This is a genomic window from Halomonas sp. Mc5H-6 (genome assembly GCF_024124705.1).
Classification (GTDB): domain Bacteria; phylum Pseudomonadota; class Gammaproteobacteria; order Pseudomonadales; family Halomonadaceae; genus Vreelandella; species Vreelandella subterranea.
The window spans coordinates 1-15677 of the sequence record NZ_JAMXSI010000024.1 but is presented as its reverse complement, the minus strand read 5'-3'; the positions used below and the strand labels follow the sequence as shown (position 1 = coordinate 15677).

Annotated in this window: 16 protein-coding genes and 1 pseudogene; 10 read left to right on the top strand and 7 right to left on the bottom strand. The window is 59.9% G+C overall.

Annotated features, from left to right (window positions below):
- Together NH395_RS18515 and NH395_RS18165 are read right to left on the bottom strand one after the other, a co-directional pair.
- Positions 1-128, bottom strand: a 128-nt coding sequence (locus tag NH395_RS18515; RefSeq protein ID WP_366066278.1) for a DUF4160 domain-containing protein, incomplete at its 3' end; no start/stop codon positions are given.
- A 461-nt stretch (positions 129-589) separates the two neighbouring features.
- Positions 590-2212 carry an amidase gene (locus tag NH395_RS18165; protein WP_253026891.1) on the bottom strand — a complete coding sequence of 541 codons (1623 nt, stop codon included), beginning with the start codon at positions 2210-2212 and terminating at the stop codon, positions 590-592.
- Between the two features lie 1474 nt (positions 2213-3686).
- Here NH395_RS18165 and NH395_RS18160 point away from each other — a divergent pair.
- From NH395_RS18160 to NH395_RS18130, 7 genes are all read left to right on the top strand, one after another.
- A complete protein-coding gene (locus NH395_RS18160; protein ID WP_253026889.1) occupies positions 3687-3935 on the top strand; it encodes a hypothetical protein in 249 nt (82 codons plus the stop codon).
- Positions 3935-4864 carry a hypothetical protein gene (locus tag NH395_RS18155; protein ID WP_253026887.1) on the top strand — a complete coding sequence of 310 codons (930 nt, stop codon included), beginning with the start codon at positions 3935-3937 and terminating at the stop codon, positions 4862-4864. The genes NH395_RS18160 and NH395_RS18155 overlap by 1 nt, the downstream gene beginning before the upstream one ends.
- Positions 4861-5358, top strand: a complete 498-nt coding sequence (locus NH395_RS18150; RefSeq protein WP_253026885.1) for a hypothetical protein — start codon at positions 4861-4863, stop codon at positions 5356-5358. The genes NH395_RS18155 and NH395_RS18150 overlap by 4 nt, the downstream gene beginning before the upstream one ends.
- Positions 5349-5648, top strand: a complete 300-nt coding sequence (locus tag NH395_RS18145) for a hypothetical protein (protein WP_253026883.1) — start codon at positions 5349-5351, stop codon at positions 5646-5648. Before NH395_RS18150 ends, NH395_RS18145 begins: the two co-directional genes overlap by 10 nt.
- Before the next feature lie 40 nt (positions 5649-5688).
- Positions 5689-5841, top strand: a complete 153-nt coding sequence (locus NH395_RS18140) for a hypothetical protein (protein ID WP_253026881.1) — start codon at positions 5689-5691, stop codon at positions 5839-5841.
- An 866-nt stretch (positions 5842-6707) separates the two neighbouring features.
- Positions 6708-7631 carry a DNA-binding protein gene (locus tag NH395_RS18135; RefSeq protein ID WP_253026879.1) on the top strand — a complete coding sequence of 308 codons (924 nt, stop codon included), beginning with the start codon at positions 6708-6710 and terminating at the stop codon, positions 7629-7631.
- Between the two features lie 634 nt (positions 7632-8265).
- Positions 8266-9159, top strand: a complete 894-nt coding sequence (locus NH395_RS18130) for a replication initiation protein (RefSeq protein WP_253026877.1) — start codon at positions 8266-8268, stop codon at positions 9157-9159.
- A gap of 31 nt (positions 9160-9190) precedes the next feature.
- Here NH395_RS18130 and NH395_RS18125 read toward each other — a convergent pair whose 3' ends face one another.
- The 3 genes from NH395_RS18125 to NH395_RS18115 all read right to left on the bottom strand — a co-directional run bounded on the left by NH395_RS18125 (position 9191) and on the right by NH395_RS18115 (position 11015).
- The gene (locus NH395_RS18125) at positions 9191-9433 is read right to left on the bottom strand and encodes a hypothetical protein (RefSeq protein ID WP_253026875.1); all 243 of its coding nucleotides are present in this window, start codon (positions 9431-9433) and stop codon (positions 9191-9193) included.
- 25 nt (positions 9434-9458) lie between these two features.
- On the bottom strand, positions 9459-10103 hold the full coding sequence (locus NH395_RS18120) for a ParA family protein (RefSeq protein WP_253026873.1): 645 nt from the start codon (positions 10101-10103) through the stop codon (positions 9459-9461).
- A 234-nt stretch (positions 10104-10337) separates the two neighbouring features.
- Positions 10338-11015, bottom strand: coding sequence for a recombinase family protein (locus tag NH395_RS18115; protein WP_253026893.1), 678 nt, complete (start codon positions 11013-11015; stop codon positions 10338-10340).
- Positions 11016-11497: 482 nt separating this feature from the next.
- On the opposite strand from NH395_RS18115, the gene NH395_RS18110 reads away from it, so the two are divergent.
- Positions 11498-14005: an EAL domain-containing protein gene (locus NH395_RS18110; protein ID WP_253026871.1), complete on the top strand. Its 2508-nt coding sequence runs from the start codon at positions 11498-11500 to the stop codon at positions 14003-14005.
- Positions 14006-14123: 118 nt separating this feature from the next.
- Here the strand turns inward: NH395_RS18110 and NH395_RS18105 are convergent, their stop codons facing one another.
- Positions 14124-14711: a recombinase family protein gene (locus tag NH395_RS18105; RefSeq protein WP_222568465.1), complete on the bottom strand. Its 588-nt coding sequence runs from the start codon at positions 14709-14711 to the stop codon at positions 14124-14126.
- A 209-nt stretch (positions 14712-14920) separates the two neighbouring features.
- On the opposite strand from NH395_RS18105, the gene NH395_RS18100 reads away from it, so the two are divergent.
- Positions 14921-15121 (top strand): antitoxin MazE family protein, encoded by a 201-nt coding sequence (locus NH395_RS18100; RefSeq protein WP_253026869.1) that lies wholly within the window; start codon positions 14921-14923, stop codon positions 15119-15121.
- Complete coding sequence (locus tag NH395_RS18095) at positions 15118-15441, top strand: type II toxin-antitoxin system PemK/MazF family toxin (protein WP_253026867.1); 324 nt, start codon at positions 15118-15120, stop codon at positions 15439-15441. Before NH395_RS18100 ends, NH395_RS18095 begins: the two co-directional genes overlap by 4 nt.
- A 33-nt stretch (positions 15442-15474) precedes the next feature.
- On the opposite strand, the pseudogene NH395_RS18410 reads toward NH395_RS18095, so the two are convergent.
- Positions 15475-15651: pseudogene (locus tag NH395_RS18410) on the bottom strand (DUF4160 domain-containing protein); the annotation flags it as partial.
- Positions 15652-15677: the final 26 nt, after the last annotated feature.

The window sequence follows — 15677 nt, the reverse complement described above, 5'->3', positions numbered from 1 at the left end:
ATAGCGGCGTCGTGTAGCCATATCTTGGCGCTCGCGCTGCCGTAGTCGACGTGCATATGGGGCGGTTCGCCAGGCTCGTGACTAGAGGCAACGCTCGGCAGTGCATGAGAGGGGCAAGTGGTTAGCAAGGAGGCTTGCGTCTGGCCATTTTGGACCTTGGCATCACCATGGGCGAGCTATCCCCAGGTTCGCCAAATGGAGTTGACGACAGATCGGATTGCCAGTACGCCGGACATGGTTCGCCAGAAATTATGGGTACGTTGCTCACCTACAACTTGATACGCTTTCAGATGGCTCGAATGGTCTACAGTTTGGACAGCATTTACCAAAGTAAATTGATCTTTAACTAGGCTGCCCATTTTATTATCAAAGAGTTATCGATGTTGTCGGCGGTATCGCCTGACCGTATTTCCGAAGTGGTGAGATCGATGCTGGAGATGGCGCCTTCGTTCTTGCTACCCGATAGACGAGAAAGGTCGCACCCGTATGCGGTTTGGGCACGACCACAAAAATATACGATAAGGAAAAAGCCAGTCAGGCTTAACTGACTGGCATTAGCCCTTCGGGGCGGCTTTTTTGCGTGTGTAGATTACTGGCTGTTGGTATCCGGTATCGGATATTCCTCCTCGACCAGCTCGGGGACGATACGCTGGTGGGTGGCTTGCTCGAAAGCGTAGGCATAACCGAGCAGTTCGGCCTCGCTCCACATCGGGCCGACGAATATCAGCCCGAATGGCGAGCCGCTGGAAAATTGTCCGGCGGGGACGGTAACCCCGGGCAGCCCGGAGATATTGATTTCCGAGACGGTTGTTGCCGGGTAAGCGTCTTCGCCATAAACCTCTGGCAGCGCCTGGCTCATTTGCGGGAATACCAGCAGATCCAGTTCGTTGTCTTGCATGACGCTATTGAAGGCGAGCAGGTAGTCGGCGCGTAGCTGGGCAAATTCGGAAAGGTCCGGGGCGACGGTTGGGTCCTGGCGGGCGGCGGCAAACACCGGCATGCTGTTGTAATCACCCAGCGGGCCATCTTCGGCTAGCGGGTCGCTGTCTACCAGCTCAAGCAGTTCGGCAACCGAGTTGGCGGCTGCCGAGTCCCCCATGCGTTGCAGATAAAGCTCCAGGTCGTAAGGCATCGACTCGGTTCCCCGGCCATCGTAACCGCCTTCGGCTTTGGCCAGGGCGGCGAAATCGCTACCGGCAAACGGATCCTCGATAACGGTGGCATTTAGGGACTCCAGTTCTTCTACAGCATTGGCATACAGTTCAGTAGCTTCTTCTGATAGAGGCTCGTCGCGCCAACCTGGCCCATAGAGGCCAACTCGCGCGCCCTCCAGTGCACCATCATCGAGCATTGACGTATAGCCTCCTGCGGGAAGGTGGCCGATAGCGGCTACGGTCTTGGGATCTTCGGAGGTGTACCCGGCCAGGACATCGAGCAGCAGAGCGGCATCGGTGACATTGCGGGCATGGGGACCGACCACGTCACGGGTCGAGCCTGCCAATGGCGTGACCCCGGCATTGGGAACCAGGCCAAAGGTCGGTTTGACCGACACCAGGCTTTGCGCCGAGGCGGGGTTCTGGATCGAGCCGCCGGTCTCTTCGGCCAGGCCAGCTACGGCAAAGCTGGCTGCAACGGCAGTCGCTGTACCACTGGAGCTAGCTCCCGGGGCTATGTCGCGATCAACCGCATTATAGGTTGGGCCATCCCAACTGCTATTGGCTCGGGTACCGTCGCTGCTGAAGGCCGGAATATTGGTTTTGCCGAGCACGATGGCACCAGCATCGATCAGGCGAGCCACAACGGGAGCGTGGTGCTCGGGAATAAGATCAACGCCGCCCGTGGCACTGGAGAGCTCCGACCAGCCAGCGGTGGAAGGCAGACCGGCAAAATCCATCGCTTCCTTGACGACGACAGGAACACCAGCCAACGGGCCAAGTTCTTCGCCTGCTGCACGGCGTTCGTCGATAGCGCGTGCCTGCTCCAGAGCGTCGGGATTCATGAAGGTAAAAGAGTTGTAATAAGGTTCATACTGCTCGATCCGTGCCAGGGAGGCGGCGGTTAGCTCTTCGGCACTCCAGCGGCCATCGTCAAAGCCCTCCTGGATATCGCCGATGGTCAGCTCTCTGACATCAACCTCATCGGATAATGCCGTGCCAGCCAGCATCAGGGTGAGCAGTCCGCTTGCAATGGCGGTGGGGCGGGTATATTGCACAGTTGTTCTCTCTCTAGCTGATGACTTTTAATTAGCAAGAAATTAAAATGCAATATTTATGCCAAGCCAAGAGAGGTAGTCACTGGACTGCAACCTGCCTGCAAAATCAAGATTATGGCACTTATCGTGTCTCATGAGGCTTCCTCTGATGGCAGCCTGCTGATGAAATGGCACCCTACTGCCATAGGGAGCATCGCTTGATGGCAACCTGCTGCCATCAGGGTCCCGCCTGCTGATGAAATGGCACCCTACTGCCATAGGGAGCATCGCTTGATGGCAACCTGCTGCCATCAGGGTCCCGCCTGCTGATGAAATGGCACTCTACTGCCATAGGGAGCATCGCTTGATGGCAACCTGCTGCCATCAGAGTCCCGCCTGCCAATGAAATGGCACTTATACTGCCATCAGCTACCAGGATTGCTTTTCTCCGAGAAAACCGGTGGAGGCAGCTAGGTAGTTTCTGTCACCGATTCAACTAGGTAAGCGTACCGCTGAGACCCCGATGCTGCCGAGACGGCTTTTCTCCGAGAAAACCGGAGAAAGCAGCTAGGTAGTTTCTGTCGCCGTTTTGCCAGACATGGCTTTCCCTTATGTCCACTATAGTGGACATTGCCGCTACCTTTCGTCGCGTTATGACATAACCTAACGCTCGACTGCCATCCCCTTCCCCGTTCTTCCTACGGCTTTCCTGTCACACCGTGACAAAGTTGCCCCTCCCGTGCGGTCTCGCTGTGGCTCGACCGGCGACGCTTCGCGCCGCTCGTGCCTGGCGGCACGGTGCTGGCCAGTGTTGGTCGCTGTCGCGTTGCGACAGCCAACGGGCTCGCCTGAGGCTCCCCCGGTGCCCCTTTCGGGGCACAGTGTGCTGCGCACACGGCGACGCTCCGCGCGTCGCTCGCGCCTCCGGCGCGCCTGGCAGTCCTCGCGGCCCTTCGGGCCCCTCCGACTGCTCCGCCGCGTCCGCGTCGGCTATGTTGCACTCCTTCGTCGTGCTACATAGCCGACGCTACAAGGATTTCACAAATTTCACGCACAAACGCAAATTTTGCAATCCAGTCCCTCCCTGTGCTATCGTGACAGTGTTCCCTTTGTGGAGCCCCAGCGCACGGACGGAGGAGCGCAAGGCCTCAGGCCTGTTGCCAACAGGCAACATCCGTTGAAGCACTGACGTCATCGAGAGATGAGCCCCACGGGGGTGCCCAGCCGCGTCAGCTGTGGATGCCGAATCGGCTGAGACGATAGCCGCGCGAGAGGCGCGAGATGATTGGGCATCGAGAGGATGCCAACGTGAGAGCCGCCAAGCGGCTCGGGTAGGCAGCGGCAGCTGCCGCGTGGTTGCAGATCCGAGATCTCAGCTACGCGACGAGTCCGACCCGACAACACGCAAAAACGAAACGGGGCCAACGGCACCGGCACAGGTGTCGATGGGGAATCGCCCTCATTGTTCTAACGACGCACGATATAGGATAGACCCGTGGACGAACAGCATGCGGCAGCCACCGTCGCTCGCTTAAAGGCAGACGCGGCAGAAAACCGTCGGCGTCCCTACTCTCGCCGCTCTCGCCTCGACCGTTTCGAGGATGACCTGCTGACGCTGCACGCTGCCGGCGCTCGTGTCGTGGACCTTCAGCGCTGGTTAAAAGAACAACGCATCAACGTTGCACACAGCACCATCAGCCGCTGGCTCGAGAAGCGCGGAATTTACGAGCGAGTAGACGTCTAATGGTCAGCTTTGCCAAAGGTAAAACCCAGGCCGGCAAACTTATCAAAGAAATCCAGGGTAATGATGGCCTGGAATCTGTCGGCACTGTCAGCAACTTCGAACAGCGATTGACTGTCGCCGCAGACTTCATCCGCGAGCATCGTCACGACAAATCGATCGACCTCCCTCGCGACCTGCGCTCGATGACAAAAGAGCAAGCCATCGCTTATCTCCACTATCGATCAGAAACATCTGTCGACGGCAAGTTCATCTCTCAGAGCACGCTCAACATGGACCGCCAAGCTTTGGAGGCAATGCTTCGGCACACTGGCGAACTGGATAAGACTTCTAGCCTGCCGATCGTAAGAACCGAAGCAGTCACGATGTCACAGAGCCGCCACTACACTGACATCCAGGTCACGAAAGTCCTCTCTCACCAGACTTCTCATAATGCCTTGGCCAGCGAACTCGCCTACCGTTGCGGACTACGTGCTCACGAACTCCTGACGCTACGCCCCCTGGCGGAGCAGCCGCCCGACCAACGCCCCACTAAGACGATCAGCGAGCACAAGTTCGCCGGACGCTCTGGTGTCAGCTACACCGTGATCGGCAAGGGCGGGCTATGCCGCGAAATCAAGATTCCAGAGCCTCTCGCCGATCGCCTAGCATCTCTCCGGCTCGACACCCCTCGTTTCGTTAACGACCGCGGCATCCACTACCACAGCCACTACGCTATCGCCGGCGGCAACGCCTTCAGCTCCTCTTTTACCCGCGCCTCGCAACGGGCCGTTGGTTGGAGCGCCGGCGCACACGGACTACGCCACACGTATGCGCAACAACGCATGGCTGAGCTCCAGGAGCACGGCCTCGACCGTGACGAAGCGTTGTTGGCTGTCTCACAAGAGCTCGGCCATTTTCGTCCTGATATCACCCTGGTGTACCTGCGATGAAGAAGCTCTTCACCTCTTCAGCCACCCAAGAGCGCCTCACCGCCAGTGAGGCTCGCGCAGATGCCGCTGAAAAGCGCGCTGAGCAGGCCGAGCGGGCTCAGTGTGAGGCAGAACAAACCCTACGGGACACACAGTTTCGGCTGGCCACCGCCGAACAGCAGCTACAGCAACTCATCCAAGCTTGGAAAAAAGAGCAAGCGTCTCAACAACAGCGGCAAGCCCGTGCTGACGCGGCCGAACAGCGTGCTGAGCGCGCGGAGGAAGAGGCGCGCATAGCGCATCGCAAGAAGCGCAACGCCGAGCAAACCCTGGCGCGCTGGCAAAAGAAGCAGACACAAGCACAAACCAAGCAGGCACGCTTGCAGGAACTACTTGACACACTCGAGCCCGACGAGCTGGAAGACGTCTTTTTCCGTGTGCAGAACGCACTTATCAATCGTTCCCGTGACCGCGCGGACAGCGGCATCGATGTCGGAGAGCCCGTATGGCAATGACACCGGACATACTAGCTATCGCCCTCCCTCTGGGCATCCTGTTTGCCGCCCTGCTGCTATTCGGCGGAGGGTTTGCTTGGGCTCGCCGCCGCGACAAGCGGGAACAGGCCCGGCTCATCCTCGACAAAATCGAGCCGTGGGCGGGGTCGCGGCGTGCCGCCAAAGCGTGGTACCAGAGTCACCCGATTGCTGCGCTCGGCAACTGGACAGCCGCGGCCCTGGTCGCTCATGGTCGCGGGGACGACGTGCTGCGGTTCCTTGAACACGTAGAGGCAGGCGGTTTCGCCTGACCAAGACAGCCCCAGAGGGAAACCAGGAGGGAGACGCCCCATGACCGCCTTCAGCTGGATGATCGTGGCCTTCGCCATGCTCATGGCCGGCGTGTGCCTGTTCACCTACGTGCAGATCGAGCGCAACGCCCACCAGACCCGCCAGCGGCACCTGGCTCGCGAGGAGGACGTCCCGGGCCAGCCGACGCCCTGACGCCGACCTCCCCTCCCCATCAGGCGATCTCGCCGACCCGCAAACCCCGCTACGGCGGGGTTTCTCGTGGTGCGCCAGGCATGGCGCGCAGCGCCAATTAGGCGCTATCCGGTCCGCCGTGGTGGTTGGTCGGATGACTTGGGGGTGAAAGTCCCCTACGGACCCTGATAGCGGGAACCGTTAGCTGAACAGCAAGGGTGTTCGTCGTGAGGCGGAATCTGAAGGAAGCTGTAGGCAAACTCCTGGCCCGACGAACAGGAACCGCATATGAGGCAGCCACATCTGGGCGAGAGGGCCATGAAACTCGAAGCCCAATAGCTATCCAGAAGATGTGGAAGTAGATGCGGCGGGTAGATGGGAGGAAGGTCGCGCGTCTTACCCTGGGAGGCCTGTTCGCCTGCCACTGGCTACCGACACCGTGAGGTGTCGGGATGGGCGAACAGGAGTCAGCAGAGGCCATATTAGGCTCTCTAACCAAGAGCTGAAGGGCTGAACCTGTCACGAGTGGATAGTTGACCACTCTCTGATGTGTACGAGCAGAAGCCTCCCCGGAGGGCTCTCGATAACTGTATGGCGGGCCGGAAGCCCAAAGACTGTCGAAGCGCTCAGAGCACACAGGCGAGCGAATTCAGCGGAACGAAGCTCAGCCCGATAATGGGGGACAGGAACCGCCGTGGTACGGATCCGTTTGCCCGGTGGTGTGAGAGGACGGGGGAGGCGACTCCCCCTCCTACTCGATCCTGGCCACCGGCGACACGCCCTTCCGCCGGGATATTTCATATAATGTACGTATTTTGTATTGTATTTTGTACCGTATAACATATAATATGAAATACGATATACGATACAGACGAGAGGGATATGATATGGCACGCACCGGGATCACCTACGAGCAGGTCGCCACCGTCGCCGACGCCCTGGTCGGGCAAGGCGAGAAGCCCAGCATCCAGCGCATCCGCGAGCAGCTGGGCACGGGGTCGCCCAACACCATCCACCGCCACCTCAAGGCGTGGCGAGCCACCCAGGCGCCGGCCGAGCGCCGTGCGGCCCGCTTGCCGGACGAGTTGACCGCCGCCCTGGCCGAGGAGCTGGAACGCCAGGCCGCTGCGGCCCGCGCCGAGGCCGAGGAGAACGCCCTGGAGGCCCAGCACACCGCCGACGAGCTGGCCGCCACCGGCGAGCAGCTGGAGGAGCAGGTCGAGGAGCTGAGCGGCCGAGTGGAGGCCCTGGAGAGCGAGCGCGATCGCGTCACCGGCGAACGCGACGAGGCGCGCAGCGCCCTGGCCGAGTTCCGCGAGCGGGTGCGGGAGCTGGAGACCCAGCGCGACGACGCCCGCCAGCAGCTGGCTGAGGCCCGCAACCGGGTGACCACCCTCGAGGAGCAGCGTGACGAGGAGCGGGAGGCGCGCATCGCGGCACAACGCGAGGCCAAGCAGACCGATCAAGCCCGCATCGAGGCCGAACGCGCCCTGGCGGTGGCCCAGACCCGGGTCGAGGCCACCCAACAGCAGGCCGAGGAGCGTGCCAAGGCACTCCAAGAGGAACGGCAGGCTCGCCAACAGGACGCCCAGGGGCACCGCCAGGCCCTGGCCGAACAACGCGACGAGTACCGGGAACGCCTCGCCGCCCTGGAAAAACAGCTCCAGGACGCCCAGAAACGCGCTCAGGAGGCCGAAAAGGGTCGAACCAAGGCCGAGGTACAGGGTGAGGCCTTAGCGGCCCGTATGGAGGCCCTTGAGGATCGCCAACGTAACGACCGGGAGGAGGACCAGCTGTCGATGGGGGAGTAGGTCAAGCTCTAGTGATGACCCTTAGGTGTATGCTTCACGTTCTCTAGTGGACCTAGGGGTAATTACCCCTGTCCACTTAACCGCGTAATACGTTGATTAATATGTACTTTTCCTTCACATCATTCCAAGTGGATGTTGACCCCAATTTCCTCCTCCTAAAACGGCACAGTCGTATCATCTAATACTGATGGGAGATCCCCCCGCGTATTGCTAAACAAGGGGCGCGAAGCGCCCAATGTTCCAGCAGTGCAATGGGGTGGCGACCACCGTGGCTGGATTCTTTAGCGGCCAGGTCTGCTCGCTGGGCAGCGCAGGCGCGAAGCGCCTCGAAGCAGCCCAATCGTTGCGCCTTGGGCGCACCCTCTTAGGCCCGCGAAGCGGGGGCGAAGGGAGCGAAGCGAACGGAGGGTAGGTGGACGCGCATCTGCGCGTCTTTTCTGTTTCCTTTTCCTTTTCCCTTTTAGGCGACTGTAACTCACTGAAAAATAAAGTTAATTAGCCTTTACGGGGGAGGGGTTTGGGGTTGTGAGGGGAGGGGTTTGGGGTTGTGAGGGGAGGGGTTTGGGGTTGCTAGGGGGAGGAAGTTGGGGCATAAAGGGAGGGAATAATATTCTCACCTAAACGGGAGCGAGTCGTGCCACAACAGCAAGGAAGCTTACCAGTCTACAAGAGCAACGCCCTCATCGAAGCCTCATACCGGCTCACCCCAGCAGAACAGCGCATCATGCTGGTCTGTATCTCACAGGTGCGAAGGGATCAGCCAATTACCGATGAGGTTCTGTACAGCGTTAGCGCTAACGACATCATAGCGCTGACCGGCAGTGCATCTCATGCAGTCTATGACGAACTAGCTAAAGCCGCACTTCGTCTAAAACGTCGTGAGGTCTGGATTACTGAGCGACCAAATGGGGAAGGAACTCATAAAGAAACGCTAGTCACCGGCTGGGTGCAATCGATTCGTTACCGAAAAGCTGAAGGAAAGGTAGAACTACGCTTCACTAAAGACATGCTGCCCTACTTAACTCAGCTAACAGAACAGTTCACTCGATATGCGTTAGGCGATGTAGCGAAAATGACCAGTGCTCACGCCATTCGACTCTACGAATTACTATGCCAATGGCGAGACTCAGGCGAACGTGTCGTCACCATAGAGTGGCTCCGAAAAGCATTTCAATTAAGCGATAAGTACCCTGCCATAAAAGATTTTAAGCGGTGGGTAGTCCAGCCAGCCGTAGAGCAGATCAACGAACACAGTCCATTCTGGGTAGAGTGGCATCAGCGAAAGACTGGGCGACGTGTCAGCCATTTTGTCTTCTTTTTCGGAGAAAAAGCCGACAATAAGGTGTCAGGTGTCACTGACACGCGGCGTAAGCCAAAACGCACAGCATCCCCAGATCAGGGCAACCAAGGCGTGTTGTTCGGCATCCCCCGCCATCTCATCGAGCAACAGGCGCGTCCTGGTGAGAGCTATGAAGATGCAGCGCTGCGACTCCTCAAGAAGAAGCGTAATCATGTAGTGGAGGCCTGATTCAGCAGCAGGCTCTCCTGCGTCCCCACACCTACGCACCGCCTTTTCTTTCCATATATTCATTCACTGCCGTTTCGAATACCTCAACCATACTCATGTCGTGTGCCACAGCGAAGGCCTTCAGGCGGCGGCGGAACTCGGGGCTCACCCGAAAATTACAAGGCACGGTAGTGCCTGGCTCCGGCTTGCTGGTGTGGTTGCCCACCACATGAGTGGTCTTCGTCGGTTCCGGGGGAAGCCCTTTGCTGCCGGGCTTCTTGCTGGGTGCGGCCATACCGTCGGCTCCTTGCGTTATTGCGTTAATTCGTTATAGATTCCAAGCGGTCGATGATGGCCTGGATTAGCCTGTCCGCCTGAGCTCGCGGTCCCTTATAAGGGGTTTCCACCACGGATAGGCCACCGTCCTGTGCGCGGCGCAACGCGGTCTTCTCCGGTATCTGGGAGTCGAGCACGTGATAGGGGGTCGCCTCCAGGTAGGCGCGGGCCTCCTCGAGCTCGCGGGGACTGTCGCCGACGCGGCTCAGCGCAATGGCGATGCGCTCCATCGGGACGCCATGTTCGCTGACCAAGGTGTTGGCCAGGATAACGGTGGGTTCCAGATCGTCCAGGGATAAACCGGTAGGCAGTACCACCAGATGTGACTTCTGCCCAATCTCGGCAGTTGCCCGGGTCGCATGCGGGGCACCGTCCAGGACCATGAGGTCATAGGCGTCGGCGATCCTGAGGGCCTGACCCACGGTACCGAACGTCTCGACAGCTACTATGGGCTCGATGCCACGACTCAGTCGGCGCTGCAGCCAAGTGAAGCTAGTGGACTGGTTGATATCGAGATCGCCGATTTTCACGTTCCAGTCGGCGGCAGCGTAGGTCGTGGCGATGGCCCGGGCCACGGTGGACTTACCCACCCCACCCTTCTGGCTCACCACGCCAATGATGTAGCCCATGGCTTCCGTCCCTCCTTGCGTTATTGCGTTAAATAGTTAATGCGTTACAGCGAGTAGGGCCGACTCCATGACAGGAGGGCTCCACCCGGTGGGTTTCTCTTGTCAGTATAACGCAATAATTAAATAACGCTTTAACGCAAAAAAATCCGCCTCTTTGAGCGACTAGGCTGCAACAGGGTCATAGAGGGAAGACCGGCTCAGCATGGTAGAGCTGATTGTTGAGGCTCTCCACAATTAGACCTCTTCACGACCTACGGCCGGCGCCTCCTGCCAAGCGCGAAGCTCTTCCACCTCAGGCGCATCAGGATCGCACTCTGCCAGCAGCTGCTTTAGCTGGGGATGGTTCGCAGCCTTGGCCAGCCCTTCGCGCTCCAGGGACGCATTCAGCGTCACCCGACTGACCCCGAAGTGCTTGGCCACCTCGGCCTTGGTGATCTCAGGGTCGGCCAACATCGCTGCCGCTTTACGCACGTCCGCGCCCGACATGGCCGGACGGCGTCCTCCCTTGCGACCGCGAGCTCTGGCCGCCGCCAGGCCGGCTAGGGTCCGCTCTCGGATCAGGCTGTGTTCGAACTCAGCCAGGGCGCCGAAGATATGGAACACCAGCTTGCCTCCGGCACTGGTGGTGTCGATCGCCTCGGTCAGCGACCGAAAGCCCACGCCACGCTCGTTCAGCTCGTGGATCAGCTCCACCAGATCCTTGAGCGAACGAGCCAACCGGTCGAGCTTCCACACCACCAGGGTGTCGCCATCGCGTAGGGTGCGCAGGCAGGCCTGCAGCTCGGGACGTTCTCGCTTGGTACCGGTGATACGTTCCTCGAAGACTTGCTCGCAGCCGGCTTCTTGAAGCGCGTCACGCTGTAACTGGGGATTCTGGTCCTGTGTGCTGACCCGTGCGTAGCCGATGATCATGCGTCCTCCTCTCCATGGCGACCTATACGAAAACAAACCTTGGTTTTCTTTACATCATCTACTGGATGCTGATGCAGGACCAGGCTTACGGCTTATTGGCCACGTCAGAAGCAGGGAGGGGGGGAGCCCCAGTGAAAAGCCCCCCTGCTGCCGGGCAGGCACCAGGGGGGAGGCGTACGCAGCTCAAGGACGCCCCTTTAGCCAGGGGCGATACGCCGATGCCTACGCCAGGAAGGCGGGAGAGACACAGGCAGTTGCCATCATGCATACTTCAACACTGATTCGCCAACCGTGGGGCGGCCGTGTCATCAGCCTGTACGACTAAAGGTACATAGTGTCTCGCCGATACAACAGTTGTGAGATGATGCGTGTTCAGCGGCCCCTACTGTCATCTTCAGAAAGCGATCACATGGCATGTTAGTCGGCCACAAAGTCACCAACGCGATGTTCAATAACCTGACGTCGCTGCCGATAGTCCTTCCATGACACTACTGACCCACCTCGTGTTCGACCCACACGCTCTGGATGCCATCCAGGGCAAGCACCACATCCCCCTGGTGGTCGTTTCTTGGCTGATCGCGTTGATCGCGGCCTACACCGGCCTCGATATCATCAAGCTGATAGGTACGGCGAAGCGCATCAGCTCACGCTGGATCTGGCTGATGACGGGTGCCAGCGTCATGGGGTTTGGGGTATGGAGCATGCACTTCACCGGCATGCATGCCTACCAGCTGGATTTTGCAGTCTCTCACGCGCCCTTGCTCACCATGCTGTCCATGGTTCCCGCCGTACTGGGTAGCCTGGGGGTCATGCTGGTGGCATCCAGCCAACAACTGCCTCATCGCAGCTCGCTTCTGGCCGGCGTCGGCCTGGGCGTTGGCACCGGCTTGATGCATTACATGGGCATGGCGGCCATGAGCATGCCCGCAGTGCTCTACCACTCCCTGGGACTGTTCCTGGTCTCGCTGGGTGTCGCCCTTGGCCTTGGTATCATCAGCGTCTATGCCTACCGCCTGTGCCGCCAGGAGTGGGGAAGGCAGCGCGCCCGGCGCTGCGCCTTGATCTCGGCGCTATGCGTATCACTTGCCATCAGCGGCATGCACTACGTTGCCATGCAAGCGGCCTGGTTCGTGCCCGACTCCAACGCCTCTTCGATGTCGCCAGTGGATACGCACTCATACTGGCTGATTTATCTGATCATCGCAGGCGCCTTGATGATGGCGTTGCTGACGCTCATCGCCACCCGCGTTGAACGCCGCGTGCTTACCAGCGAACATCAGCAGCACATGACCCGGGCGCGGCTGCTTGAGGTCATCTCTGCCATCAGAGACGGGATCGTGCTTTTCGATGACAGCGCCCGGATTCGGCTCTGCAACAAGGCGTTCGAGAAGCTACTGGGGTGGGACGCCGACGAGTCCATAGGACGGTCGGTTTGGGAGCTGTCGTATGTCGATGATAGCCAGGCACTGAATCACCGCATCAGCCGAGCCTTGGAGGAGAGCGGTGAGTGGACCGGCATGATCGAGGCTCAGCACCGTGGGGGAAGGTACTTTTCCGCATGGCTCAGCGTCAGCCGCGTTTGCTATGTCGACACTGCCGAATGCGACTACGTCGCCCTGATCAGTGATCGCTCTGCTGAGCAGCAGGCACAGCAACGCATTCGCTACCTGGCTTACCATGACTCCCTAACCGAACTCCCCAACCGACGGTCACTGCAGGAGCATCTTGAGGATTTCGAGACGTATGCCAGCGATGAAGCGCCGCTTGCCTTACTGGCACTGCTAGACATCGATCGCTTCAAGTTCCTCAACGACAGCCTGGGTCAGGATGCCGGAGACGAGCTGCTCCGCCAGCTCGCGAGGCGCCTGCGAGGCTGGGTCGACGATAACCTGTTCGTGGCGCGCCTCGACGGCAATGAGTTCGCCCTACTGACCCCGCTTTCCACTTCGGACCGGACCTCTGCTGAGGGTGAAGCACAGCGCTTCATCGACCGGGTCACGGCCTCTCTCAGCGCAGACTACCGTCTTCACGGTCATACCTACCCATGCCGCCTCAACATCGGGATGTTGGTCTTCTCACCGCAGCAAAGGGCGGGTACCAAACGGCTACTCAAACGCACGGGTCTGGCCCTCCTGGAAGCGAAACGCGAGCGCAGTGGTTCACCGAGGCTATTCTGTCCCACGTTGGAGAAGGAGTTGGAGGATCGCCTAACGCTCGAACGCGAGCTGCAACTGGGCATTGCCAACGATGAGCTCCGTCTTCACCTGCAACCCCAGGTAGACGCCCTGCACCAGGTGGTCGGCGCTGAAGCCCTGGTCCGCTGGGAGCATCCGACGCGTGGTCAGGTATCTCCCGGGCACTTCATCCCACTGGCTGAAGAGTGTGGCCTTATCCTACCGCTGGGCGACTGGGTCCTACAGGAAGGATGTCGAATACTGGGGGGATGGCGAAAAAGACCCGAACTGTACGCCCTCAAGCTGTCGATCAACGTTAGCGTGCGTCAGTTCCAGCAACCAGACTTCGTGGATCAAGTATTAGCCGCGGTCCACCGCCATGATGTCGAGCCAGCGTGCCTAACCCTCGAACTCACCGAATCGCTGCTGCTCAACGACCCGCAGGGTACCATCGAGAAAATGACCCAGCTGCGACGTATCGGTATCCACTTCGCGCTGGATGATTTTGGTACGGGTTACTCCTCCATGGCCTACCTCAAGTCACTTCCTCTGGATACGCTCAAAATAGACGTCGCATTCGTCCGCGATCTCAGCCGAGACGCCCACTCGACGCCTATCGCCGCAACCATTATCACCCTCGCCAAGAGCCTGGAGATGTCGGTGGTCGCAGAGGGGGTCGAAACGGAGGTGCAGCGCTCGACACTCAAGGATCTTGGGTGCCACATCTACCAGGGGTATCTGTTTGGACGGCCGGTGCCCTCCGAGGAGTTCCATGCCATGCTGACCTCCGTACCCCGCCTTCCAGCTCACCAGTAGAGCTAGAAGTCACCGAGAGTCGGGGCAAAGCCCGCCTTCACGATCGCCAATTCGCTTAAAACGGCCATGTGCCGGCCTACCCGACGCTCCAGGTGGCCGGCGGCGACCGCACGGCGTGTCAGGAGACGGTTGCACTGCGGCCTGAGACATCGGACTGGCTGGCCTTCAAGGCGGCATAGAGAGCCGTCTTGCTGACCTTGATCCGGGCGGCGGCCTCGCGGACATTCAACCCATTGGCCAGGTGTTCCCTTGCCCTCCTCAGCTTGTCGTCGGTGACGACGGGCTTGCGCCCCCCTTTACGCCCACGGGCGGCGGCAGCAGCCAGCCCCGCCTTGGTGCGATCGCGGATCAGGTCACGCTCGAACTGACCCAGGGCGCCGAACACGTGGAAGATCAGCCGCCCACCGGGGGTGGTGGTGTCGATGGCTTCGGTCAGTGACCGGAAGCCGACACCACGCGCCTCCAAGGTGCTGACGACCTCGATCAGATGCGGCAGCGAGCGTCCCAGGCGATCCAGTCGCCACACGACCAGCACATCCCCGTCGCGTAGGAACTCCAGGGCCGCCGTCAGGCCGGGGCGTTCCGCCTTGGCCCCAGAGACGGTGTCATCGAAGATTCGCTCGCACCCTGCCTTGTGAAGCGCATCGGTCTGCAAGGCGGAGTCCTGCTCCGCCGTCGAGACCCGCGCATAGCCGATCAGTGCCATGGACCGCCCTTTTGTCCGTTTATCCGTCCGGCTATCTTATTGTCCGAAAACTTATCGAACAAGCCAATTCTCGGACAATGCCCGACTTGGCCGTCTAATGATCGTTTTCTGGACACCCTTCGTTGCATGTAACGGAAGGGAGCGCTACCCTGTTACATGAAACGGACGGAGGATTCGCCATGGTAGCAACCGACAACGTGAACAACCGGGTGAAGAGGCACCGTGCCGCCTTGCGTGCGGCCGGCCTGCGCCCGATCCAGATCTGGGTACCGGATACTCGCCAACCCGGCTTCGCTGAAGAGGCCCGCCGCCAGTGCGCTGCCGTCGCGGCCGCCGACGCCGGGGATCAGGAACTGCAGGACTTCATGGATGCCGCCCTCCTGGACCTGGACGACGAGTATGACGCATGAGGCGTGGCGACCTGGTGACCATTGCCCTGTCGGGTGACTTCGGGAAGCCGCGTCCCGCCCTCATCATCCAGTCGGATCAGTTTGCCGGCACCGGCAGTGTGACGGTGCTGTTGCTCTCCAGCACCCGGGTCGATGCCCCACTGATCCGCCTCGATGTGGAGCCCACCACCGAGAATGGCCTGCAGCGACGCTCCCAGATCATGGTGGACAAGCCCATGACGGTGAAGCGAGAGAGGGTGGGAGAGGCCTTCGGCCACCTCGATGACAGCACCATGGTCGCCGTCAACAGAGCGCTGGCCGTCTTTCTGGGCTTCGCGTGAGCGAGGCTCACCATCGCTGCCCCATGCCTCCTGTAGCATCTCTTGGTGCTCTCGCACCATGCGTTGGATCTTACCGAGTTCTTTTGCCGAAAACCCTATGTTGTTGGCAATAGCGGCGTCGTGTAGCCATATCTTGGCGCTCGCGCTGCCGTAGTCGACGTGCATATGGGGCGGTTCGCCAGGCTCGTGACTAGAGGCAACGCTCGGCAGTGCATGAGAGGGGCAAGTGGTTAGCA